16 protein-coding genes are annotated in these 22,467 nt (G+C 65.8%); 12 read left to right on the top strand and 4 right to left on the bottom strand.

Annotated elements, in window-relative coordinates; translation table 11 throughout:
* Window positions 1-61: 61 nt before the first annotated feature.
* Window positions 62-841 (bottom strand): exodeoxyribonuclease III, encoded by a 780-nt coding sequence (gene xth / locus JYG36_RS14765; protein ID WP_093383155.1) that lies wholly within the window; start codon window positions 839-841, stop codon window positions 62-64.
* Between the two features lie 257 nt (window positions 842-1,098).
* Between xth and JYG36_RS14770 the strand changes: the two genes are divergently transcribed.
* Window positions 1,099-9,699, top strand: a complete 8,601-nt coding sequence (locus tag JYG36_RS14770) for a glycoside hydrolase family 94 protein (RefSeq protein ID WP_213601348.1) — start codon at window positions 1,099-1,101, stop codon at window positions 9,697-9,699.
* A gap of 60 nt (window positions 9,700-9,759) precedes the next feature.
* Window positions 9,760-10,500 (top strand): Crp/Fnr family transcriptional regulator, encoded by a 741-nt coding sequence (locus JYG36_RS14775; protein ID WP_093383161.1) that lies wholly within the window; start codon window positions 9,760-9,762, stop codon window positions 10,498-10,500.
* Between the two features lie 28 nt (window positions 10,501-10,528).
* Here the strand turns inward: JYG36_RS14775 and JYG36_RS14780 are convergent, their stop codons facing one another.
* Window positions 10,529-11,488: an HlyD family secretion protein gene (locus tag JYG36_RS14780; protein WP_045198850.1), complete on the bottom strand. Its 960-nt coding sequence runs from the start codon at window positions 11,486-11,488 to the stop codon at window positions 10,529-10,531.
* A gap of 2 nt (window positions 11,489-11,490) precedes the next feature.
* A complete protein-coding gene (locus tag JYG36_RS14785) occupies window positions 11,491-11,859 on the bottom strand; it encodes a DUF3302 domain-containing protein (RefSeq protein ID WP_093383165.1) in 369 nt (122 codons plus the stop codon).
* Window positions 11,860-12,009: 150 nt separating this feature from the next.
* Here JYG36_RS14785 and napE point away from each other — a divergent pair, with 150 nt between their 5' ends.
* From napE to JYG36_RS14835, 10 genes are all read left to right on the top strand, one after another.
* Window positions 12,010-12,180 (top strand): periplasmic nitrate reductase, NapE protein, encoded by a 171-nt coding sequence (napE, locus tag JYG36_RS14790; protein ID WP_213601349.1) that lies wholly within the window; start codon window positions 12,010-12,012, stop codon window positions 12,178-12,180.
* A 22-nt stretch (window positions 12,181-12,202) separates the two neighbouring features.
* The gene (locus JYG36_RS14795) at window positions 12,203-12,463 is read left to right on the top strand and encodes a chaperone NapD (RefSeq protein ID WP_045198844.1); all 261 of its coding nucleotides are present in this window, start codon (window positions 12,203-12,205) and stop codon (window positions 12,461-12,463) included.
* The gene (gene napA, locus JYG36_RS14800) at window positions 12,460-14,964 is read left to right on the top strand and encodes a nitrate reductase catalytic subunit NapA (RefSeq protein WP_213601350.1); all 2,505 of its coding nucleotides are present in this window, start codon (window positions 12,460-12,462) and stop codon (window positions 14,962-14,964) included. The genes JYG36_RS14795 and napA overlap by 4 nt, the downstream gene beginning before the upstream one ends.
* A gap of 11 nt (window positions 14,965-14,975) precedes the next feature.
* On the top strand, window positions 14,976-15,461 hold the full coding sequence (locus tag JYG36_RS14805) for a nitrate reductase cytochrome c-type subunit (RefSeq protein ID WP_093383174.1): 486 nt from the start codon (window positions 14,976-14,978) through the stop codon (window positions 15,459-15,461).
* A 9-nt stretch (window positions 15,462-15,470) separates the two neighbouring features.
* Window positions 15,471-16,067, top strand: a complete 597-nt coding sequence (locus tag JYG36_RS14810; RefSeq protein WP_045198838.1) for a cytochrome c3 family protein — start codon at window positions 15,471-15,473, stop codon at window positions 16,065-16,067.
* A gap of 205 nt (window positions 16,068-16,272) precedes the next feature.
* Complete coding sequence (locus JYG36_RS14815; RefSeq protein ID WP_093383177.1) at window positions 16,273-16,872, top strand: paraquat-inducible protein A; 600 nt, start codon at window positions 16,273-16,275, stop codon at window positions 16,870-16,872.
* A complete protein-coding gene (locus JYG36_RS14820) occupies window positions 16,869-17,495 on the top strand; it encodes a paraquat-inducible protein A (RefSeq protein WP_213601352.1) in 627 nt (208 codons plus the stop codon). Before JYG36_RS14815 ends, JYG36_RS14820 begins: the two co-directional genes overlap by 4 nt.
* Window positions 17,488-19,140 carry a PqiB family protein gene (locus tag JYG36_RS14825; RefSeq protein WP_093383180.1) on the top strand — a complete coding sequence of 551 codons (1,653 nt, stop codon included), beginning with the start codon at window positions 17,488-17,490 and terminating at the stop codon, window positions 19,138-19,140. Before JYG36_RS14820 ends, JYG36_RS14825 begins: the two co-directional genes overlap by 8 nt.
* Window positions 19,141-19,156: 16 nt before the next feature.
* The gene (locus tag JYG36_RS14830) at window positions 19,157-19,702 is read left to right on the top strand and encodes a PqiC family protein (protein ID WP_213601354.1); all 546 of its coding nucleotides are present in this window, start codon (window positions 19,157-19,159) and stop codon (window positions 19,700-19,702) included.
* Between the two features lie 30 nt (window positions 19,703-19,732).
* Window positions 19,733-20,830 (top strand): AI-2E family transporter, encoded by a 1,098-nt coding sequence (locus tag JYG36_RS14835; protein WP_213601356.1) that lies wholly within the window; start codon window positions 19,733-19,735, stop codon window positions 20,828-20,830.
* 2 nt (window positions 20,831-20,832) lie between these two features.
* On the opposite strand, the gene JYG36_RS14840 is transcribed toward JYG36_RS14835, so the two are convergent.
* The gene (locus JYG36_RS14840) at window positions 20,833-22,449 is read right to left on the bottom strand and encodes a mechanosensitive ion channel family protein (protein ID WP_213601358.1); all 1,617 of its coding nucleotides are present in this window, start codon (window positions 22,447-22,449) and stop codon (window positions 20,833-20,835) included.
* Window positions 22,450-22,467: the final 18 nt, after the last annotated feature.

The following is a 22,467-nucleotide window of genomic DNA, read 5'->3' on the forward strand; positions in this document are numbered from 1 at the left end:
ATTCGTAACTGCATATGTAGTCGCTAGCTGCACTCAATCCCGAGGGCCGTTGTACGCAGGCTCACGCCGGGGCCTTGAGCTCGATCCACACCGGCGCATGATCGCTGGCGTGCGCTTCGTTGCGCACCCAGGCATCGACCCCGGCGTTTTTCAGCTGCGTGGCCAGGGCCGGGTTGAGCAGCAGGTGATCGATACGCAGGCCGGCGTTTTTCTGCCAGTGCTGGCGAAAGTAGTCCCAGAAGGTGTAGACCCGCTCATCCGGGTACAGGTGGCGGATGGCATCGGTCCAGCCCTGGGCCAGCAGGCGCTGGTAGCAGTCGCGGCTCTCGGGCTGGAGCAAGGCGTCCTTGAGCCAGGAGCGGGTGTTGTAGATGTCGAAATCGGTGGGCACGACATTGAAGTCGCCGGCCAGCAACACCGGGTGATCGTTGCCGACCAGGGTCTTGGCATGGTCGATCAGCCGCTCGAACCAGGCCAGCTTGTAGGCGAACTTCGGCCCCGGTTGCGGGTTGCCGTTGGGCAGGTACAGGCAGGCGATATGAATGCCCTGTACGGCGGCCTCCAGGTAGCGGCTCTGGCTGTCGTCCTCAAGGCCCGGCAGGCCGCGGCGGATCTCCAGCGGCTGGGCCTCGCGGGCAAGAATCGCCACGCCATTCCACGAGGCCTGGCCGTGGTGCAGCGAGCCATAGCCAAGGGCCTCGAAATCGGCGGCCGGAAACGCAGCATCGGCGGCCTTGAGTTCCTGCAGGCAGACCACATCGGGCTGCTCGCGCTGCAGCCAGTCGAGCAGATTGGGCAGCCGCGCGCGAATGCCGTTGATGTTGAAGGTGGCGATCTTCAAGGGGCTCTTCCTCTGGCTTGCCAGCGATGGGCTGCAGCGCAGCCCTCAAAGCCTCAGACCGCCACCGTCAGCATTTGATCAACGAGATTTTCGTCCCTTCGCTACGCACCCCGGCCTGCAAGCCCCAGGAGCCGGTGACCGAGTTGTACACCTCAGCCTGAGCGCAATGGACCAAGCGCTCTGTTCGCTAGCGTACAGACCCGCCACCGCCAGCGCGGCACACTGCAGCTGTCAGCCTCAGCCCATACAAGGACATCATGGACAAGCCCTGGCCCCGTGCCCTGATGCTGCTCAAGCGCCTTTCATGGCGATCCGCACCGCGTACTTTCGGCTACGAGGCGCTGCTGCGCGCGGAGCTGCTGAGCGCCGAACAAATGTCCAGCCATGGCACCCTGCTCGCCCGCCAGCACCGGCTGGACCCGACGCCCCGTGCCGATGGCCTTTTAGCACGCCTGGCCGACAATGAACGGGTCCTGGCCAGCAGTTGCGCACGCTTCATCGACGCCCAGCCCAGCAGCCGGCGAGTGACCCCCGCCGCCGAATGGCTACTGGACAACTACTACCTGGTCGAAGCCCATATCCGCCTGGCCAAGACCCACTTGCCCAAAGGCTACAGCCGCCAGTTGCCGCGCCTGGGCAACGGCCCGTCGACCGGCTTGCCGAGGGTCTACGACATCGCCCTGGAAACCATCAGCCACGGTGATGGGCGGGTCGACGACGAAAGCCTGAGCCGCTTCGTCGAGGCCTACCAGAGCGTCACCGCGCTGACCCTGGGTGAGTTGTGGGCGATTCCGATCATGCTGCGCCTGGCCCTGATCGAGAACCTGCGGCGCATCGCTGCGCGGGTCATGGCCAGCTGGGCTGACCGCAACCTGGCCAATGACTGGGCCGACCGTCTCAGCGAAACCGCCGAGCGCGACGCCAAAAGCGTGGTGCTGGTGGTGGCCGACATGGCCCGCTCCGAACCGCCGATGACCGCCGCCTTCGTTGCCGAACTTACCCGCAGGCTGCAGGGCCAGAGCGCAACCCTGATCCAGCCGTTGACCTGGATCGAGCAACTGCTGGCCGAATCCGGCCTGACCATCGAGCGCCTGGTGCACCTGGATGCCCAGCAACAGGCCGCCGACCAGGTGTCGATCAGCAACAGCATTGCCAGCCTGCGGTTGCTCTCGACCAGCGACTGGCGGGCCTTCGTCGAGCGCCTGAGCCACGTCGAGCGCCAGCTGCGCAACGACCCCGCAGGCGCCTACGCGCACATGGACTTCGCCAGCCGCGATCACTACCGCCACGTCATCGAGCGCCTGGCGCGGCATTGCCGGCACAGCGAGGAACAGGTCGCGCAACAGGCCATCGCGCTCGCCCAGCAGCGCGGCCAACCGCCGCCGGCAGCGGATGTCGCCGGGCATGTCGGCTTCTACCTGATCGGCCCGGGCCTTGAGCAACTGGAGCGCCACCTGGGCGCCGGTGTGCCGCTGGCCCAACGCTGGCAGCGGCTGTTGCACCGCGCGCCGCTGGCGTTTTTTTTAACCCCGGTAGCGCTGCTGTCGCTGGGCTTTGCCTGGCCCTTTCTGCTCGACGGCCATCGGGCCGGTTGGCCCGGTTGGGGCCTGGCACTGCTGGCCGTGGCGCTGCTGCTGATGACCAGCCGCCTGGCCATCGGCCTGATCAACTGGCTGGTGACCCTCACCGTTGCGCCGTGCCAGCTGCCGCGCCTGGACTACCGCGAAGGGCTGCCGGCCGAGGCCCGCACCCTGGTGGTGGTGCCGACGCTGATGGCCAGCAGTGCCGATGTCGAGGAACTGGTCGAAGGGCTTGAGGTGCGTTTTCTCGCCAACCGCGACGAGCAGCTGTACTTCGCCCTGCTCACCGACTTCATGGATAGCCCGGTCGAGGTGCAGGAGCAGGACGCCGGCCTGCTGACCGAGGCCAGCGAGCGCATCAGCGCCTTGAACCGCAAGTACCCGGCGTTGCTTGGCGAGCGTTTTTTGCTGTTGCACCGGCCGCGGCGCTGGAACCCCGCCGAACGCGCCTGGATGGGTTACGAGCGCAAGCGCGGCAAGCTGGCCGAGCTCAATGCGCTGCTGCGCGGGCACGGCGTTGAGCGCTTTGCGCTGATCGTCGGCGATATCGCGGCGTTGCCAGGAGTGCGCTATGTCATCACCCTGGACACCGACACTCAGTTGCCCCGCGATGCTGCTCGCCAGTTCATCGGCGCCATGCAGCACCCGCTGAATCAGCCACACTTCGACGTCCAGGGGCGGATCCATCGCGGCTACGCCATATTGCAACCGCGGGTCGGCATCAGCCTGCCCAGCGCCGCCCGTTCGCGCTATGCGCGGCTGTTCGGCAGCGATGCCGGGGTCGACCCGTACACCCGCGCGGTGTCCGATGTGTATCAGGACCTGTTCCTGCACGGCTCGTTCATCGGCAAAGGCATTTACGCGGTCGATGCCTTCGAACAGGCGCTGGACGGCCGCTTTGCCGAGAACCGCATCCTCAGCCATGACCTGATCGAAGGCTGTTACGCCCATTCCGGGCTACTCAGCGACGTGCAACTGTTCGAGGAATACCCGGCCCGCTACAGCGCCGACGTCAAGCGCCGGCACCGCTGGATTCGCGGCGACTGGCAACTGCTGCCGTGGCTGCTGCCCTGGGCGCCGTGCTGTAGCGGCTTGCAAAGCAACCACCTCAGCGCCCTGGCGCGCTGGAAGCTGTTCGACAACCTGCGCCGCAGCCTGGAGCCGGCGGCGTTCCTTGGTGTGCTGCTGTGCGCCTGGTTGATTGCCCCGCAACCGGGGCTGTGGACCCTGGCCGTGGTCGCCCTGCTGCTGACTCAGCCGCTGCTGGACAGCTTGCTCGCGCTGCTGGGCAAAACCACCGACGTGCCGCTGGCCGAGCACCTGCTGGCGGTGCTGCACGGCGCCGCGCAGCACGGCATACGCGCCACTTTCAACCTGGCCTGGTTGCCGTTCGAGGCCCATTACAGCCTGGATGCGATTGCCCGCACGCTGTGGCGCATGCTGGTGAGCAAACGGCGCTTGTTGCAATGGAGCCCGTCGCGGGAGGTCGAGCGCACCAGCGTCAACAGCCTGGCGGGGCTGTATCGCACCCTGTGGGTCGCGCCGGTACTGGCCCTGGCGCTGATCGCCGTGCTGGCGCCAACGCCGGGCCTGCTCGCCCTCGCCGCACCGTTTTTGCTGCTGTGGCTGGCTGGCCCGGCCCTGGCCTGGTGGGTCAGCCGCGCCGACAGCGGCGCCAGCCAGGCCATCTCGCCCCAGGGCGTGCAGTTTCTGCGCTTGCTGGCCCGGCGCAACTGGGCTTTTTTCAACCAGTACGTCAATGCCGAAGATCGCTGGCTGCCACCGGACAACATCCAGCAAGCGCCTTACGCCAACGTCGCCCACCGCACCTCGCCGACCAACATGGGCATGGCCCTGCTTGCCCACCTGGCCGCCCATGACTTCGGCTACCTGGGCAGCGCGCGCCTGCTGCAGCGCCTGGCAGCGATGCTACAGAGCATGCACAGCCTGGAGCGTCACCAGCAGCACTTCTACAACTGGTACGACACCCGCAGCGGCTTGGCGCTGCACCCCCTGTATGTATCGACGGTGGACAGCGGCAACCTCGCCGGCCTGCTGCTGACCTTGCGCCCCGGCTTGCTGGCCCTGGGCGATGCGCCGCTGCTCGATGGGCGCCTGCGCCAGGGGCTGCTGGACAGCCTCGATGTGCTGCTGCAAGCCTACAAGGCGGCGGGCATTGCCGATGAGCAATGGCAGGTGCTGCGCGCCGAGCTCGAGATCAACCAAGCACCGCAGCAACTGCCGGCGCTGCTGCAACAGCTGCTCGACTGCCCGCTGTCGCCAGCCGAGCCCAGCGGCGATTGCGCCTTCTGGCGCGCTGCGCTGCAGGAGCACTGCCAGGACCTGCTCGATGAATTGCGCGCCTTCGAACTGCCTGCTGGCGACGACCCGGCAGCGCAGCTACCGCTAAGCTGGCGGCAACTGGCGCAGCTCGACGCCCAGCGCTGGCCGGCAGCCGAGCGCGCGCGGGTTAATGCCGTGCGCAACCTCGCTCGCGAGCGTATCGCCAGCGCCGCGCACCTGGCCGAACAGGCTGGCGCCCTGGCCAACATGGATTTCCGCTTTCTCTACGATCTGCAGCGCGACCTTTTCGTGATCGGCTACAACGTCGACGAACAACGCCTGGACAGCGCCTTCTACGACCTGCTGGCCTCGGAAATGCGCCTGACCAACTTCGTCGTCATTGCCCAGGGCCAGGTGCCTCAGGACAGCTGGTTCGCCCTTGGCCGCCTGCTCACCAGCAATGCCGGTGAGCCGGTATTGTTGTCGTGGTCGGGGTCGATGTTCGAGTACCTGATGCCGATGCTGGTGATGCCCTCCTACCCGGGCACGCTGCTGGAGCAGTCCTGCCGCGCGGCGGTCAACCGGCAGATCGCCTACGGCAACCAGCTGGGCATCCCCTGGGGGGTGTCGGAGTCGGCCTACAACAGCCTCGATACCCACTTCAACTACCAGTACCGTGCCTTCGGCGTGCCCGGCCTGGGTCTGAAGCGCGGCTTGGGCGAAGACCGGGTGGTAGCGCCCTATGCCAGTGCCCTGGCGCTGCTGGTGGCGCCCGCGGCGGCCTGCGCCAACCTCCAGCGCCTGGCCGCACAGGGGGTTGCCGGGCGCTTCGGGCTTTATGAGGCGGTGGACTACAGCGAAGCACGGCTGCCGCCCGGGCAGGAGGCGGTGGTGATCAAGTCGTTCATGGCCCACCACCAGGGCATGAGCCTGCTTGCCCTGACCTCATTGCTGCTCGATCGCCCGATGCAGCGGCGTTTCGAGTCCGACCCGCAGTTCCAGGCCAGCGCTCTGCTGCTGCAGGAGCGCGTGCCGAAGACTGCCGCCGCCTACCTGCACGCCGCCCAGGCCCCGGTCAGCGAAGACGCCAGCGCAGGCGAGCAACAGTTGCGGGTGTTCACCGAGCCCAACCGGCGCTGCCCGGCCGTGCAACTGCTGTCCAACGGCCGTTACCACGTGATGGTCAACAACGCCGGCGCCGGTTACAGCCGTTGCAACGACCTGGCCGTGACCCGCTGGCACGAGGATATCGCCAGCGATAGCCTGGGCATCTTCTGCTACCTGCGCGATGTTGCCAGCGGTGCGTTCTGGTCCACGGCGCACCAGCCGACCCTGTACCGGCCACAAAGCCAGGAGGCGATCTTCAGTGACGCGCGGGCCGAATTTCGCCTGCGCGAACGCGACATCGACTGCCACACTGAAATCATCGTCTCGCCCGAGGACGATGTCGAACTGCGCCGCCTGCACCTGACCAACCATGGCCGCCAGCGCCGCCAGCGCCGCCAACTGGAGCTGACCAGCTACGCCGAGGTGGTGCTGGCCCCGGCGATCAGCGATGCCCTGCACCCGGCGTTCAGCAAGCTGTTCGTGCAGACCGAGCTGCTGCGCCCGCTGCAGGCCATTGTCTGTAGCCGCCGGCCACGTTCGCAGCAAGAACCGGTGCCATGGCTGTGCCACCTGCTGGCCGCCCATGGTGTGGACATCGAAGCGCTCTCGTACGAAACCGACCGTGCCCGCTTCATCGGCCGTGGCCGCACGCTCAAGGCCCCGGCGGCGTTGCTGCCTGAGGTTGAGCGGTTGTCCGACAGCGCCGGGGCGGTGCTCGATCCGATCGTCGCCATTCGCTGCCGGATCAGCCTTGATCCCGGGCAGAGTGCGACCATCGACCTGGTCACCGGCATCGCCCCAAGCCGCGAAAGCTGCCTGCAGCAGATCCACAAGTACCGCGACCGGCACCTGGCAGACCGGGTCTTTGACCTGGCCTGGACCCACAGCCAGGTGCTGCTGCGCCAGCTCAACGCGTCCCTGGCCGATGCGCGGCTGTTCGAGCAGATGGCCGCCTCGGTGATCTATGCCAACCCGTCGCTGCGCAGCGAAAGCGCAGTGCTGACAAGCAATCGGCGTAACCAGTCCGGGCTCTGGGGCCAGGCGATTTCCGGCGACCTGCCGATCGTGCTGGTGCAAATCAGCGACCCGGCCAACATCGAACTGGTGCGCCAGATGGTCCAGGCCCATGCCTACTGGCGGCAGAAAGGCCTGAGCCTGGACCTGGTGATCTGGAACGAAGACCAGGCCGGCTACCGCCAGCAACTGCAGGAGCTGATCATGGGCCTGGTGACCTCGGGCAGCGAAGCGGCGCTGCTCGACCGCCCGGGCGGGATCTTCGTGCGCCCGGCCCAGCAGTTGTCCAGCGAAGACCGCACGCTGATGCTCAGCGTCGCCCGCCTGGTGCTCAGCGACAGCCGTGGCAGCCTCGCCGAACAGGTACAGCAACGGCGCAGTGAGCACGCCTTGGCGCGCTTCGAAGCCAACCCCGGCAGCCTGGTGCAGGCGCCGGTACGGCCGGGGCCTAGCGTGCAGCCAGGGCTGCTGATGGAAAACCCCTACGGCGGTTTCAGCGCCGATGGCAGCGAGTACATCATCAATCACCGCCCGGGGCAGCCGACGCCGGCGCCCTGGGTCAACGTGCTGGCCAACCCGCAGTTCGGCTCGGTCATCAGCGAAAGCGGTGGCGCCTACACCTTTGGCGACAATGCCCATGAGTTTCGCCTGACGCCCTGGCACAACGACCCGGTCAGCGACCCCAGCGGCGAAGCCCTGTACCTGCGCGACGAAGACAGCGGCCGCTACTGGTCGCCAACCCCGCAGCCGTGCCCTGGCCAGGGCAGCTACCGCACCCGCCACGGATTTGGCTACAGCGTCTTCGAGCATGACGAGGACGGCCTGCACAGCGAGCTGTGGGTGTTCGTCGCCCTCGATGCGCCGGTGAAGTTCTCGCGCCTGAAGCTGCGCAACACCTCGGGCCGGCCGCGCCGGTTGTCGGTAACCAGCTATGTGGAATGGGTGCTGGGCGACCTGCGCAGCAAGACGGCCATGCACGTGGTCAGTGAGGCCGACCCGTTCAGTGGCGCGCTGTTTGCGCGCAATGCCTACTCCATCGAGTTTTCCGCGCGGGTGGCGTTCCTCGACAGCGACCTGGCCGACCGCAGCCTCAGTTGCGACCGCCTGGAGTTCATTGGCCGCAACGGCAATCTTGGCGCGCCGGCAGCCATGGGCCGGGCGCGGCTCTCCGGGCGCAGCGGCGGTGGCCTGGACCCTTGCGCAGCGCTGCAGGTGGCGCTGGAACTGGCCGACGGTGAAAGCCAGGAAGTGGTGTTCCGCCTCGGCGCCGAGCACGACGCCACCGCCGCCACCCGCCGGGTGCAGCAGTACCGTGGGCTGCGCGCGGCAGCGATCGAGCTGGAACGGGTGCGCGCGCACTGGCGCGAAGTACTCGGCGCCATCCGCATCGAAACCCCGGAGCCGGCCCTGAATGTACTGGTCAATGGCTGGTTGATGTACCAGGTGATTGCCTGCCGCTTCTGGGCGCGCAGTGGTTTTTACCAGTCCGGTGGCGCCTTCGGGTTCCGCGACCAGTTGCAGGACAGCATGGCGATGATCCACGCCGACCCGGCCGCGGCGCGCCAGCACTTGCTGCTGTGTGCCAGCCATCAGTACCGCGAAGGCGACGTCCAGCATTGGTGGCACCCGCCGCTGCAGCGCGGCGTGCGCACCCGTTGCGCCGACGACATGCTCTGGCTGCCCCTGGCCACCAGCCGCTATGTGCAGGTGACCGGCGACCTCGGCGTGCTCGATGAACAGGTCGGCTATATCGAAGGCCGCGCGCTGAACCCTGGCGAGGAGTCCTACTACGACCTGCCGAACCGTTCGGCACTCACCGAGAACCTCTACCAGCATTGCCAGCGGGCGCTGCAATACGGCCTGCAGTGCGGCGTGCATGGCCTGCCGCTGATGGGCAGCGGCGACTGGAACGACGGCATGAACCGCGTCGGCGAACAGGGCCTGGGCGAAAGTGTGTGGCTGGGCTTTTTCGGCGTCGAGGTGCTGCAGCAGTTCGCCCGCACCGCCCAGCGCCAGGGTGACGGCCCGTTCGCCGAGGACTGCAACAGGCGCGCCGCCACCCTGCGTGGCAATCTCCAAGCCCATGGCTGGGACGGCGGTTGGTACCGCCGCGCCTATTTCGATGACGGCCAGGTGCTGGGTTCGGCGAGCAATGAAGAATGCCGTATCGACTCCATCGCCCAGAGCTGGGCAGTGCTCTCGGGCGCCGCCGCCCCTGAACGGGGCCGCCTGGCCATGGAGGCGCTGGACCGTTACCTGGTGCGCCGCGACATCGGTATCGTCAAGCTGCTTGATCCACCCTTTGACCAGGGCAGCCTGGACCCTGGCTACATCAAGGGCTACGTGCCCGGCGTGCGTGAGAACGGCGGCCAGTACAGCCATGCCGCCGTCTGGGCGAGCATGGCCTTTGCCCGCCTGGGCGACGGCGCCAGGGCCTGGGAACTGCTGCGCCTGATCAACCCGTTGCGCCAGGGCAGCGCCGAGCGTATCGACACCTACAAGGTCGAGCCGTACGTGATGGCCGCCGATGTCTATGGCGCGCCGCCCCATGCCGGGCGCGGCGGCTGGAGCTGGTACACCGGCGCCGCCGGCTGGATGTACCGGCTGATCGTCGAGTCACTGCTGGGCTTGCAGCGCAGCGGCGAGACCTTGAGCCTGCAACCGCTGCTGCCGGCCGAATGGCCGGGCTACGTGCTGCACTATCGCTATGGCGCCAGCCGCTACCGCATCGAGGTGCACCATGCGGGCGCGGGCGCGTTGAGCCTGAGCCTGGATGGCCAGCCCCTGGCCGACGGCGTGGTCAGGCTCGTGGATGACGGTCAAACCCACCAGATCAGCGCGCATTGCCTGCCGGCCACTGCCAGCCTCCCCTAGCCTGCGCGGATAGGAGTACCCTGAGGCCAGACAGCTCTCGTCTGCCATCGGTGGCTCCGTATGCCCGCATCACCCAAGCCACAGGTCAGGCCACAGGACAATCACCTGCTGGCGGCCCTGCCGACAACCGCGCTGGAGCGCCTGCTGGTGCACCTGGAACTGATCGCCCTGCCGCTGGGCAAGGTGCTTTATGAGTCTGGCGATGCCTTGCGTCACGTCTACTTCCCGACCAACGCCATCGTCTCGCTGCTGTACGTGATGGAAAACGGCGCCTCGGCGGAGATCTCCGTGGTCGGTAACGAAGGCCTGATCGGCGTTGCCGTATTCATGGGCGGCGAAAGCACCCCGAGCCGCGCCATCGTGCAGAGCGCCGGCCACGCCTACCGCCTGCCCGGCCAGCGCCTGAAAGACGAATTCAACCGCCACGGCGAGCTGCTGGTGCTGATGCTGCGCTACACCCAGGCGCTGATCACGCAGATGGCGCAGACCGCGGTGTGCAATCGTCATCACTCGATTGACCAGCAACTGTGCCGCTGGCTGCTGTTGTCGCTGGATCGGCTCAAAGGCAACCAGCTGACCATGACCCAGGAGCTGATCGCCAACATGCTCGGGGTGCGCCGCGAAGGCGTCACCGATGCCGCCGGCAAGCTGCAGCGCCTGGGCGTGATCGAGTACAGCCGCGGGCATATCAAGGTCCTTGATCGGGCGCGCCTGGAGCAGTTGAGTTGCGAGTGCTACGCGGTGGTCAGAAAGGAAACCGAGCGCCTGCTGCCGTATCTACCGACCCGGCCGCAGGCGTGAACCCGGCGCGGAGTACATTTGTACTCCACTAGTGGAACGGGAAGATATAGTTCATCCACGCCGCCATGCGCAGGAGGATCTTGCGCATGGTGGCGATGTGCGGAAAGTGCTTGCTGTACAGCGCCGCCTGGCCATAGGCACCACCGGGCATCTGCGCGCTGTACTGGGCGTACGCCGGGTCGTCGATTTCAATGATGACCGGCACCCGCCCGGGTGGCGGTGAACCGGTGTAGCCGATCAGGGTGCCGGACGGCTGCACCTGGCCCTCGGCGATCACCGCGATGACGTTCTTGACCTTGCCATGAAAGACCTTGCCCGGAATGCCGTCGAAGGCCACTTCCGCCTCATCCCCGGGCACCAGGCGCAGCAGGCTGTTCTGGCGCATCCAGGCAGCAAAGTACTGGCCTTCCTGGGGAATGAACACCATCGATGGGCGCAGCGGCAAGGCACTCGCGCGCATCCCGGTGCGCAGCGACACATGGGTGACGTAACCCTTGCTCGGCGCCCGCACCACGGTGCTATCGAGTTCGAACTGGGCGTTGTCCAGTTGCGCCTGCAGGTCATCGACCTGGGCGATGGCCGCTTCCTGCTCGCGGCGGGTACCGAAGTTGCGCTTGATCAGTTCGTTGATGCGGTACAGATCGCCCCGGGCCGCAACGATCTGCGCCTTGAGCGAGCGCACCCGGTACTCGAACGGCGCCGGATCGATACGAAACAGCACATCGCCCTTCTCCAGCGGCTGGTTGCCTTTGACCGGCACCTCGATCACCTGGCCGGTAACCGCCGGGATCACCGGCACCGAGACGAAGTAGGAACGCGCCACTTCCGAATACGGGTGGTTGTAGTTCATGGTGAAGATCAGCGCGCCGATCATCACGATCCCCCCCAGCACCGCCGTGGGCACTGTCCACTTGTTCAGGGGGATGCGAAACAGCTTGAAGATCGCCACGCAAATGGCCGCGTAGGTGAGGATCAGCAGCAAGTCCATGCTCAGAGCCCTCCGTTGCCATCGTCGTGGCCGGGCGCAGGCTCGGCGGGAGCCACGCCTTCGAGGCGGGCGATGCGTTGCTGCAGTTCGGCGACCTGTTGTTCAAGGCGCACCACGTGGTTTTGCGGCGACTTGCCATCGCGAAAGCCCCAACCGCGATCTTCGCGGTAGAGCATTGCCCAGATCCACAGGAACGGCCACAGCGCATGCAGGGTGAACAAGCTGACCCAGCCGGTGGCGTGGATCGCATCCTGGTGCGGGTGGTTGCGGTGTACGGCGATTTCATAGGGAATGTCGTGCAGGACGATGATCCCGTAGAACAGCACCAGGCCGACAAAAATCAAAATACCCAACGCGAAGTAATCAAGCATGTTCGCTTTCCACCGCAGCCAGGGGGTCCGTGCCAGCAGTGTAGTTCACCTGTAGTGTTTTCAAGGCCGTGTTGACCGTTGGTCGCGCCAGCCGGCGTGGGCAGAGCACGCTGATCTAGGCTCAGTTCACGCTCGACAGGAGGCCGCTCCATGTCATTGGCTGTAGAACAGAAAATCGCCCGCAGAAGAGAAACGCTGCTGTTCCTGTTTCTGATCGTCTGCCTGTTCCCCTTGATGTCGGTCGCCATCGTTGGCGGCTACGGTTTTCTCGTCTGGTTTTTCCAGTTGCTGTATGGCCCACCCGGCCCTCCCAACGGCTAGCCGAGACTGCCGGAGCCCGCCCATGGACGACGTTCTGCACATTGCCAGCCTGGTGGTACATGCCCGCCCCGAACTGTTCGAGGCGGTGAAGGCCAACCTGCTGCTGCTCGACAACCTCGAACTGCATCAGCACAGCCCCGCCGGCAAGCTGGTGGTGGTGCTCGAAGCCCACCATGAACAGCAGATCCTGCAGCGCATCGAGCAGATCAACAACCTGCCCGGGGTGCTCAATGCCGCGCTGATTTACCACGAACTCCTCGCCCCAGAAGGAGACTCACCATGAGCATGACCCGCCGTGAATTTGCCAAGGCCCAGGCCGCCGCCATTGCCGCCGCCGCGGCGGGCCTGCCGATCTTCACCAGCGCCAGCAACCTGGTGACCGAAGCCGACCTGGTGACCCTGAACTGGAACAAGGCGCCCTGCCGCTTTTGCGGCACCGGTTGCAGCGTCATGGTGGCGACGCGCGACAACCGCGTGGTGGCCACCCACGGCGACGTCAAAGCCGAGGTCAATCGCGGCCTGAACTGCGTCAAAGGCTATTTCCTGTCGAAAATCATGTATGGCAATGACCGCCTGACCCAACCGCTGCTGCGCATGCGCAACGGCCAGTACCACAAGCAGGGCGAATTCCAGCCGATCAGCTGGGAAAAAGCCTTCGACATCATGGCCGAAAAGTACAAGCAAGCGCTGCACAACAAAGGCCCGGAATCGATCGGCATGTTTGGCTCCGGGCAATGGACGGTGTGGGAAGGCTACGCCGCCAACAAACTGATGAAGGCCGGCTTTCGCAGCAACAACATCGACCCCAACGCCCGCCACTGCATGGCTTCGGCGGTGATGGGCTTCATGCGCACCTTCGGCATGGATGAACCCATGGGCTGCTACGACGACATCGAGGCCACCGATGCCTTTGTGCTGTGGGGCTCGAACATGGCCGAAATGCACCCGATCCTCTGGAGCCGGGTCACCGACCGGCGCCTGAGCCAGCCGCAGGTCAAGGTTGCGGTGCTGTCGACCTTCGAACACCGCAGCTTCGACCTGGCCGACATTCCCATGGTGTTCAAGCCGCAAACCGACCTGCTGATCCTCAACTACATCGCCAACCACATCATCGAAAGCGGCGCGGTGAACAAGGACTTCATCAGCAAGCACACACGCTTCGCCCTCGGCGCCGATGACATCGGCTACGGCCTGCGCGCCGACGATCCACGCGAAGCCAAGGCCAGGAACGCCGACAAGGCCAACACCTGGAGCGACATCGATTTCGAGCAGTTCGCCGCCTTTGTGCGGCCCTACACCCTTGAGCGCGCAGCCACCGAATCGGGCGTGCCGCAAGAGCGCCTCAAGGCGCTGGCCGAGCTGTATGCCGACCCCAAGCGCAAGGTGGTGTCGTTCTGGACCATGGGCTTCAACCAGCATACCCGCGGGGTGTGGGCCAACAACCTGATCTACAACATCCACCTGCTCACCGGCAAGATCAGCGAGCCGGGCAACAGCCCCTTCTCGCTCACCGGCCAGCCCTCGGCCTGTGGCACCGCCCGCGAAGTCGGGACCTTCTCGCACCGCTTGCCGGCCGACCTGGTGGTGACCAACCCCAAGCACCGCGCCAGCGCCGAAAAAATCTGGAAGCTGCCCGCCGGCACTATCCAGGAGAAAGTCGGCTTTCATGCCGTGCAACAGAGCCGCATGCTCAAGGACGGGGTGCTCAACGTCTACTGGACCCAGGCCAGCAATAACATGCACGCCGGGCCCAATATCATGCAGGAAGTGCTGCCGGGCTGGCGCAAGCCGGACAATTTCGTGATTGTCTCGGACGTTTACCCCACGGTGTCGGCCCAGGCTGCCGACCTGATCCTGCCCAGCGCCATGTGGGTAGAAAAGGAAGGCGCCTATGGCAATGCCGAGCGCCGCACCCAGTTCTGGCATCAGTTGGTGACCGCCCCGGGCGAAGCACGTTCAGACCTGTGGCAACTGATGGAGTTTTCCAAGCGCTTCACCACCGACGAGGTCTGGCCTGCCGAGTTGCTGGCCAAGGCCCCCGAGTACAAAGGCAAGACCCTGTTCGAAGTGCTGTACAAAAATGGTCAGGTCGACCAGTTCCCGGTCGAGCAGCTGCAAGCCGGCTACCACAACGATGAAGCCAAGGCCTTTGGCTTCTACGCGCAAAAGGGCTTGTTCGAAGAGTACGCACAGTTCGGCCGGGGCCATGGTCACGACCTGGCCGCATTTGATCGCTACCACAGCGAGCGCGGCCTGCGCTGGCCGGTGGTCGACGGCCAGGAAACCCGCTGGCGCTACCGCGAAGGCTTCGACCCGTACGTGGAGAAAGGCAGTGAAGTGCAGTTTTACGGTTACCCGGACAAGAAGGCGATCATCTTCGCCCTGCCCTACGAGCCGCCGGCCGAAGCACCGGATGCCGACTACCCGTTCTGGCTGAGTACCGGCCGGGTGCTGGAGCATTGGCACACCGGGAGCATGACCCAGCGCGTTGAAGAGTTGTACAAAGCAGTGCCCGATGCCCTGGTGTACATGCACCCTGACGATGCCAAGGCCCTGAATGCACGGCGCGGCAGCGAAGTGAAACTGATCAGCCGGCGCGGCGAGATTCGCGCGCGCATCGAAACCCGCGGGCGCAACAAGCCACCGCGCGGCCTGGTGTTCGTGCCGTTTTTCGATGCCAACAAGCTGATCAACAAAGTCACCCTGGACGCCACCGACCCGATCTCCAAGCAAACCGATTACAAGAAATGCGCCATACGCATCGAGCTGATCAGCGCGGCCTGAGGAGAACCGTCATGCCCATTCGCAGCCTGCCTTTGCTGCTGTTCGCGGTCATCGGCCTGGTGGTCGCCGCCGAAGTCGACTACCCCCTCGATGCCCCCGGCCCCGATGGCCGGCGCCCGGGCGGCACGCTGACCCAGAGTTTGCCGGCGCCGCCGCTGGCCAACGACGAGAACAAGGACCTCAAGCGCGAACGCAATTACCCCGACCAGCCGCCGACCATCCCCCACACGATTCGCGGCTATCAGGTCGACCTCAACGGCAACAAGTGCCTGTCCTGCCACAGCCGCGCCAACAGTGCGCGCAGCCAGGCGACCATGATCAGCATCACCCACTACATGGACCGCGACGGCCAGGCGTTGGCGGCGGTATCGCCACGGCGCTACTTCTGCACCCAGTGTCATGTGCCGCAAAAAGAGGTGCAGCCACTGGTGGGCAACAGCTTCGAAACCATCGACAAGCTGCTGCAAGACGACGCCAACGCCGCGCAAAAACCCTGAGGAGGCGCCATGCGAGCACTGTTCGGGCTACTCAAGCAATACTGGGGCATTCTCTGGCGGCCCAGTGTCTACTACAGCCTGGGCTTTCTGACCCTCGGCGGGTTCGTCGCCGGGATCATCTTCTGGGGCGGCTTCAACACCGCCCTGGAGGTGACCAACACCGAGAAGTTCTGCACCTCCTGCCATGAGATGCGCGACAACGTCTTTGTCGAACTCAAGGAGACCATTCACTACAGCAACCGCTCCGGGGTACGCGCCAGTTGCCCGGATTGCCATGTACCGCACGAATGGACACACAAGATCGCGCGCAAGATGCAGGCGTCCAAGGAAGTCTGGGGCAAGATTTTCGGCACCATCGACACCCGCGACAAATTCCTCGCGCACCGCCGTGAACTGGCCGAGCACGAATGGGCGCGGCTCAAGGCCAACGATTCGCGCGAATGTCGCAACTGCCACAACTTCGAGTTCATGGATTTCACCCGCCAGAGCAAACGCGCCGCAGCCATGCACTCGACCTCGCTGGCCAGCGGGCAGGCGACCTGTATCGATTGCCACAAGGGCATCGCCCACAAACTGCCGGACATGCGCGGGGTGCCGGGTTGGTAGCCGCTGCACCGGCCTCATCGCGGGTCAAGTCGGGTCGCCGCACCGCCGCTCCTACAGTGGAACTGTGTACACCGGACCTGTGGGAGCGGGCTTGACCCGCGATGAGGCCGGTGCAGCCAACTCCCGCAGTGGGTAAAAAATCCGAAGCCCCGCGCCAGCGCCGACTATATTGAGCTAGTCCCCGCCCGCAGCCAGAGCGCGCGCCATGCTGGATACCCATCAGTTGATCATCTGCGAACATTGCGACTGCGTGTACCAGAAAGTCAGCCTCGGCAAACATCAGAAGGCCCTGTGTCAGTGCTGTGGCGCGGTGCTGCAGCGCTATAACGGCCTGAGCGTGCAGCAACGCCTGGCCCTGAGCGTCACCGCGCTAATCCTCTGGGTGTTCGCCAATTTCTACCCGATCATGAGCATCAGCCTAAAAGGCCTGCACAACAGCGCCACCCTGTGGGACTCGGTGCGGGCCCTGGCCAATGGGCCGATCACCTTTATCGCCCTGGTGGCGGCGATTTCGATCATCATCGCCCCGGTGTTCCAGTTGCTGCTGTTGATCTGGGTGCTCGGCTTTGCCCTGGCCGGCGGCCGCGCCCCGGGCTTCAGCCTGTGCATGCGCTGGCTGGAAACCCTGCGCCCGTGGAGCATGCTCGAAGTCTGCCTGCTCGGCGCCATGGTCGCGGTGTTCAAGCTGGCCGGCATGCTCGATGTGCTGCCGGGCATCGGCCTGCTGGCACTGGCGGCCCTGAGCCTGTTGATTCTGCGCATCGCCGGGCGCGACATCCGCGAGCTCTGGGACGTGCTGCCATGAGCCGCCCACCGCGCGCCGCCAAGCTCAACCTGGTGCTCTGCCATGCCTGCGGCATGGCCTGCGACAACACTCATCAGCCGCACGAATGCGAACGCTGCGGCGCGCCGCTGCATGCGCACAAGCCCGATTCGCTGACCCGCACCTGGGCCTACCTGGTCGCCTCGCTGGTGCTCTATATCCCCGCCAACCTGCTGCCGGTGATGAACACCACGCTGTTCGGCAGCGGCGCCGACAGTACCATCATGAGCGGCGTCATGGAGTTCTGGGAGCATGGCGCCTGGGACATCGCCCTGATCATCTTCATCGCCAGCATCGCTGTACCGGCGACCAAATTCGTTGCCCTCGCCCTGCTGCTGATCACCGTGCAGCGCCGCAGCACCTGGGCGCAGACGCAACGGGCGCGCCTGTACCGCTTCGTCGAGCTGATCGGCTACTGGTCGATGCTCGATGTGCTGGTGGTCGCCCTGGTGGCGGCGCTGGTCAAGTTCCAGGCCCTGGGCGATATCGAACCGCGCCCGGGCATTCTGTTCTTCGGCATGGTGGTGGTGCTGACCATGCTTGCGGCAATGAGCTTCGACCCTAGACTGATCTGGCACCACGACAAGGAGCAGGCCGATGACTGATACCCGCCAAGACAGCCCCCAACCCGGCCAGCCCGGGGTCAAGACCCGGCGCTTCAGCATCTCGCTGGTGTGGATCGTACCGCTGGTGGCGGTGCTGGTGGGCTTGTCGCTGGTGGTCCACAACGTCATGCAGCAAGGCCCGACCATCGAGATCACCTTCAAGACCGGCCAGGGCCTGGAGGCCAACAAGACCGCGGTCAAGTACCGCAACGTGGTGATCGGCCAGGTCACCGCAGTGGAGTTGAGCAAGGACCAGAAGAGCGTCACCGCCACGGTCAAGCTGGTCAAGCAGGCCGACAATTTTACCCGCGAGGACTCCAAGTTCTGGGTAGTGCGCGCGCGCATCGGCGCCGGCGGCGTGTCGGGCATCGACACCCTGCTGTCCGGCGACTTCATCGGCGCCGATTCCGGCGAATCTCACACCCGCGCCAAGGCCTTCGTCGGCCTCGAATCGCCGCCGCCGATCACCTACGGCGAGCCCGGCAAGCGCTTTTTCCTGCACGCCAGCGACCTCGGCTCGCTGGGGGTCGGTTCGCCGGTCTACTACCGCAAGATCCCGGTCGGCCAGGTGGTCGCCTATAACCTCGACGAGAACGGCAAAGGGGTGAGTATCGAGGTGTTCATCAACTCGCCCAGCGATGCCTTCGTCACCGACAACACGCGGTTCTGGAACGCCAGCGGCGTCGATGTCGAGGTCGGCGCCAACGGCTTTGCCTTTCGTACCGAATCGCTGTCGTCGGTGATTGTCGGCGGCATTGCCTTTCGCGCCCCCGACTACAGCCCCGATGACCAGGTGGCCGCCGAAGACCGCCAGTTCGAACTGTTCGACGACCGCGCCCGGGCCCTGTCGCCGCCGCATGGCAAGGCGCAGTACCTGAGCCTGCGTTTCGACCAGGCGCTGCGCGGCCTCAAGGTCGGAGCGCCGGTGGAGTTCCTCGGCGTCGAGATCGGCTCGGTGGTGTCGGTCAACCTCGATTTCGACGTCGACAAGCGCACCTTTCCGGTCAATGTCGGCATCGTCATCTACCCGCAACGCCTGGGCCGCGCCCACACCAAGCTGCTCAAGGCGCTGAACCACGACCCCGACGACGAAAAAGCCGCCGCGCAGTTGCTCGGCACCTTCGTCGACAACGGCCTGCGTGCCCAGGCGCGCAGCGGCAACCTGCTCACCGGGCAGTTGTACATCGCCCTGGATTTCGACCCCAAGGCGCCGAAAGTGGTGTTCGACCCGAGCGCCCGACCGATTACCATCCCCACCGTACCGGGTAGCCTGGAGCAACTGCAGGAGCAGTTCCAGGCCATGGTCGAGAAGCTCAACCGCCTGCCGATCGAGCGCATCGCCAACAACCTCGACGCCAACCTGGTGGAACTGCGCAAGGGCCTGCAGCAGTTCAACAGCCGTACCTTGCCGGGCGTCCAGGGCACCTTGCAGGAGGTCAGCAAGACCCTGCAGTCGGCCAACTCGACCCTGGCCGAGGATTCGCCGCAACGCGAGCAACTGACCCAGACCCTCGACGAGCTGGGGCGCATGTCGCGCTCGCTCCGGGAGCTGGCCGACTACCTGGGGCGCAACCCCGAGTCGCTGCTGCGCGGCCGGCCCAAGGATGCACCCGCTGACGCTTTGAAACCTTCGTCGCGCAACTGACCGCAGGAGCACACCCATGGCGCATGCCTTCAAGATTGCCGTGTTGAGCCTGGCCTTGCTGCTGGCCGCTTGCCGCAGCGACCCGATCCACTACCACACGCTGATCCCGCAACAGCCGGCCGCGGCCAGCAGTGCCGATGTGCTACTGGAACAGGTCAGCGTGCCGCCGCAGGTCGATCGCCCGCAGGTGGTGATTCGTCAGGGCAACAGCAGCCTGGCGATCCTTGAGACCGAATGGTGGGGCGCAAGCCTCGCCGACGAGCTGCGCAACGCCCTGGTCAACCAGTTCGCCAGCAGCAGCGCCCAGCCACGCCTGGGCCTGCGCGTGGAAGTCCAGCGCTTTGACTCGGTGCCTGGGCAATACGCCCTGTTCGATGCCCGCTGGCGTCTGCGGGCCGCCAACGGCGGCGCGGCGCTCAACTGTCGCAGCGTGATCCAGACCCCGGCCGGGGCCAGCATCGACGCGCTGGTGCTGGCCCACCAGCAGAACCTCAAGCGCTTCACCGAACTGGTCAGCCAGGCGGCCAGCGGCGGCGCCAGTCGCTGCCCGGCGCTGCGCTAAAGCGCCGATTGCCCGCCCAAGGAGACGCCGATGGCCAACAACCGCCCCCTGCACCTGGGCACCTCCCGCGAACTGCTGGATGTGCTGATCCGCGCTGGCCTGATCGCGGTGCTGGTGATGTTCTGCTTCGAGATCTTCCGGCCGTTTTTGAGCCTGATGCTCTGGGCGGTGATCCTGGCGATCACCCTCTACCCGCTCAACCAGCGCCTGGGCAGCTGGCTGGGTGGCCGCCCTGGCTGGGCCGCGGTGGTGCTGGTGATTATCGGCCTGGCCTGCCTGATCGGGCCGTTGAGCCTGCTCGGCACCTCGGTGGCCGACACCGTGCAGCAAGGCATCCACGGCTTCGAGGACCAGCGCATCGAAATCCCGTCGCCGCCGGACAACGTGCGTGACTGGCCGCTGATCGGCGCACCGCTGTACGGTATCTGGGCCCATGCCAGCAGCGACCTGAGCTGGGCGTTGTCGCAGGTGGCCCCGCACCTCAAGGGCGTGAGCAAGACCTTGCTGACGCAACTGGCCGGGATCGGCTCGGGCATCCTGGTGTTCGTGGTTGCCCTGGTGGTCGCCGGGGTGATCATGGCCAAGGGCGACAATGGTCAGCGCACCGCCGAGGCCATTGCCATGCGCATTTCCGGGCCACAGCGCGGCGAGCAACTGGCCGCGCTGTGCACCGCGACCATTCGCGCCGTGGCCCAGGGCGTGGTCGGCATCGCCTTCGTGCAGATGCTGCTGGTGGGCATCGGCCTGGTGGTCATGGGCGTGCCCGCGGCCGGGGTGCTGGCGCTACTGGTGTTGCTGCTGGGCATCACCCAGCTGCCGGTGCTGCTGGTGACCTTGCCGGTGGTGATCTACGTGTTTGCCCATGACGGAGTCAGTGCCAGCACGGTGATCTTCGCCATCTGGACCCTGCTCGCCGGGCTGTGCGACAACGTCCTCAAGCCACTGCTGCTGGGCCGCGGGGTTGCCGTGCCGATGCCGGTAGTGCTGATCGGCGCGCTCGGCGGCATGTTGACCAACGGCATCATCGGCCTGTTCATCGGCCCGGTGGTGCTGGCCGTGGGTTACGAGCTGTTCATGAGCTGGGTGGCGCAGCCGCTGGCCGCCGACAGCCCGGCCGAAGAGCCCTGAGTTCAGGGCGCCCCGGGCGGCTGCGCCGGGGCGCTGTACCACTGCGCCGGGGGCACCGACTTGGGCTGTTGCGGGTCGCCCAGGTAATGCGGCGACATGATCTGCACGCCGTACTCGTTGAACACGTCCTGGATATGCCCGTGCAGTTCGCTGAGCAGCACCGCCCGCGGCCGGGGCTGGCTGGGAATGGCCTGGGCCACCAGGCGGTACTCGGGATAGAAGTCCGACAGGGCGGTCTGGAACACCTGCGGCAACGGTTGCTCGAGGATGCCATTGGTACGCCGCGCCGCCTCCAGCAGCATCGCCTCGACTTGTCGCCAGGGCGTGTCGTAGCCAATGGTCACGGTGGTGTCGACCACATAGCCCTCGCCCTCGACGATCCGCGAGTAGTTCTTGGTCACGCTGGCAGTGATCAACGAATTGGGCAGCGTCAGCACTTCACCCAGGCCAGTGCGGATGCGGGTGGTGAACATGCCAAGCTCGGTGACCGTGCCCTCGTACTCGCCGATGCGCACGAATTCGCCAGGACGCAAAGTGCGCGTGTAGGTCAGGATCAGCCCGGCAGCGGCCTGGCCGACGACGCTGGTGGCGCCCAGGGAAATCATCAGGCCGATCAATACCGACAAGCCCTTGAACGCGTCGGTACCCGCACCAGGCAGGTATGGGTAGGCCATGGCCAGGGCGAACAACCAGATCGCCAGGGCAGTCAGGCGCGTGGTCGGGGCCAAGGTTTCCTGGTTGAGCCAGCTCAGGGTCCCGGGCACCGCCAGGCGGCGCAGCAAGCGGCGGCTGAAAGCGACCGCGCCACGGGCAATGAAAAAAATCGCCAGGGCCACCACCAGCCCCGGCACCGCGCTGATCATGCCTTCGAGCAGGTAGCGCAGCAGCTCCAGCAAGTATTCATTGAGGCGCTCGCCCCATGGCCGGGTGTAGGGAAAGCGCGACAGGACAAAACCCAGCCATTCATAACTGAGCAAGGCGATCAGCAACCAGCGCACGCTCTCCAGCACCCGGCGTATCAAGGTGTAGAAGAAATTCGCCTCGATCACCGGCGTCTGCCCCACGCTCAGGGTCCGCGCGTGACGGCGCATCAGCCGCGGCAGGCGCGCTTGCAGCTTGCCTCTGGTAAACGCGATAGCCCACAACAGCGCCAGGTACAGCGCGGTGGCCAGCGCTGCTGCCAGCCCCGCGCGTGCCAGCCGTTGCAGGTTACGCGCCTCGCGCTGCTCGCCCACGGCCTGGCGCAGGTTGGCCGCGGCCTGCTCGGCGGCCTCGCGCACCGTGCCCTGGCTCAGCGGGTCAATGTCGCGGCTGGAGACAATGAACGCACGTTTGTCGCCCAGCAGCACCAAATAGCTGGACTGCACCGGGTCGAGGCTGACCTGCGGGTCGGGGCTGTCATCCAGGGTTTCGCCGATCACCGTGCGGGCGCGCTTGACCCGCAACTGCGGGGTTTCGCCCAGCACCGTCGCGCGAAACAGCATGATGCTGCGGTTGAACACCTTCAGCTCCACCGGCTCGGCGCTGGCCGCCGCCGCGCCTGGCTCCTGGGCCCAGGTCAGGGCGCCCAGCAGCAACCCGCCAATCAGCAGCCACGCCTTGAGTACCGCATTGCTCATGCCCTCACCCTCGCCCGC

It is taken from the genome of Pseudomonas sp. SORT22 (genome assembly GCF_018417635.1).
Lineage (GTDB): Bacteria > Pseudomonadota > Gammaproteobacteria > Pseudomonadales > Pseudomonadaceae > Aquipseudomonas.

Coding starts and splice junctions, on each gene's coding strand:
- JYG36_RS14830 (WP_213601354.1), top strand. CDS start 19,157: ATGGCGCATGCCTTCAAGATTGCCGTGTTGAGCCTGGCCTTGCTGCTG.
- napE (WP_213601349.1), top strand. CDS start 12,010: ATGTCATTGGCTGTAGAACAGAAAATCGCCCGCAGAAGAGAAACGCTG.
- JYG36_RS14770 (WP_213601348.1), top strand. CDS start 1,099: ATGGACAAGCCCTGGCCCCGTGCCCTGATGCTGCTCAAGCGCCTTTCA.
- JYG36_RS14805 (WP_093383174.1), top strand. CDS start 14,976: ATGCCCATTCGCAGCCTGCCTTTGCTGCTGTTCGCGGTCATCGGCCTG.
- JYG36_RS14785 (WP_093383165.1), bottom strand. CDS start 11,859: ATGCTTGATTACTTCGCGTTGGGTATTTTGATTTTTGTCGGCCTGGTG.
- JYG36_RS14810 (WP_045198838.1), top strand. CDS start 15,471: ATGCGAGCACTGTTCGGGCTACTCAAGCAATACTGGGGCATTCTCTGG.
- JYG36_RS14815 (WP_093383177.1), top strand. CDS start 16,273: ATGCTGGATACCCATCAGTTGATCATCTGCGAACATTGCGACTGCGTG.
- JYG36_RS14840 (WP_213601358.1), bottom strand. CDS start 22,449: ATGAGCAATGCGGTACTCAAGGCGTGGCTGCTGATTGGCGGGTTGCTG.
- JYG36_RS14780 (WP_045198850.1), bottom strand. CDS start 11,488: ATGGACTTGCTGCTGATCCTCACCTACGCGGCCATTTGCGTGGCGATC.
- JYG36_RS14825 (WP_093383180.1), top strand. CDS start 17,488: ATGACTGATACCCGCCAAGACAGCCCCCAACCCGGCCAGCCCGGGGTC.
- JYG36_RS14835 (WP_213601356.1), top strand. CDS start 19,733: ATGGCCAACAACCGCCCCCTGCACCTGGGCACCTCCCGCGAACTGCTG.
- JYG36_RS14775 (WP_093383161.1), top strand. CDS start 9,760: ATGCCCGCATCACCCAAGCCACAGGTCAGGCCACAGGACAATCACCTG.
- JYG36_RS14820 (WP_213601352.1), top strand. CDS start 16,869: ATGAGCCGCCCACCGCGCGCCGCCAAGCTCAACCTGGTGCTCTGCCAT.
- JYG36_RS14795 (WP_045198844.1), top strand. CDS start 12,203: ATGGACGACGTTCTGCACATTGCCAGCCTGGTGGTACATGCCCGCCCC.
- napA (WP_213601350.1), top strand. CDS start 12,460: ATGAGCATGACCCGCCGTGAATTTGCCAAGGCCCAGGCCGCCGCCATT.